The sequence below is a fragment of the Herbiconiux daphne genome (assembly GCF_024979295.1).
GTDB lineage: Bacteria > Actinomycetota > Actinomycetes > Actinomycetales > Microbacteriaceae > Herbiconiux > Herbiconiux daphnes.
Map to the genome: position 1 here is coordinate 1 of NZ_JANLCJ010000285.1, position 808 is coordinate 808.

2 protein-coding genes are annotated in these 808 nt (G+C 36.5%); both read right to left on the bottom strand.

Translation table 11 applies throughout. From position 1 onward, the window contains the following. Window positions 1-71: 71 nt before the first annotated feature. Window positions 72-257 carry a DNA cytosine methyltransferase gene (locus tag N1032_RS24705; protein ID WP_259543164.1) on the bottom strand — a complete coding sequence of 62 codons (186 nt, stop codon included), beginning with the start codon at window positions 255-257 and terminating at the stop codon, window positions 72-74. 231 nt (window positions 258-488) lie between these two features. After that, window positions 489-698: a hypothetical protein gene (locus tag N1032_RS24710; RefSeq protein WP_259543163.1), complete on the bottom strand. Its 210-nt coding sequence runs from the start codon at window positions 696-698 to the stop codon at window positions 489-491. Window positions 699-808 lie beyond the last annotated feature (110 nt).

The following is an 808-nucleotide window of genomic DNA, read 5'->3' on the forward strand; positions in this document are numbered from 1 at the left end:
AGAATTAGACTTGACCTATCTCCGCCAAATGTCCCAAGTCTTTTACCGGCAAACGAATAATCTTGGCAAGGTCAACCTGCTATAAGCAAGTCAATTTCCCCATACTTATTCACATCTACATCATTGATGTCGGTTGGTTTGAAATCAGTTCCGTTGATGGCATTGTATGACTTAACGGCATACTTGTCAAGTTCAACATAATCAATAACTTCGTGGTCTTGACCCATTTGCTTTAATGCTTGTGTGGCAGCACCGATTCCACCAAATCACTCAACTACCCTTAGTTTCCTTTGCGACATAGCATCTCCTTTAATTTTGCGATTCTAATTTGACCTTTTGTAGGTGCTTTGAATTCTTGGCAGTCCTCAATTTTAGGACAACCCAAGAAATTAGTTTGATTCGTTTTCAACATAAAGTCTATTTCCTTTCTCGTCAACGGCCGACTGGTCTTTTTCAAGAATCGTGTTGACTGCTTGATTGTCTTTGTTTCATATGAACTTGTGCTTGTTGTCCCTTATGACTTTCTTTACAACCGTTTTTCTACCATATTCAAAGTCATTGATTTTTGTTTTTGAACCATAAGTTTTCTTGTGAGATTCAATTTCCTCCAAGTCCATAAATGTTCCAAAATTCTTTTGCCCGTAAATCTTTTCGTCAAGGAAAACAATTCCAAGATAACCGATTGTAGGTTTTTTCATTCTTTCCCTTTGGTAAGAGAAATCTTTATTTCAAAAGTTGTCATTTAGAATGATTTCATTTTTAATGAAGTCCCATTCCTTGATATCTCCCTCTTTAATCTCATAACCAC

Bases quoted from the DNA above. Each gene is read 5' to 3' on its own strand.
- N1032_RS24710 (WP_259543163.1), bottom strand. From the start codon at position 698: ATGAAAAAACCTACAATCGGTTATCTTGGAATTGTTTTCCTTGACGAA.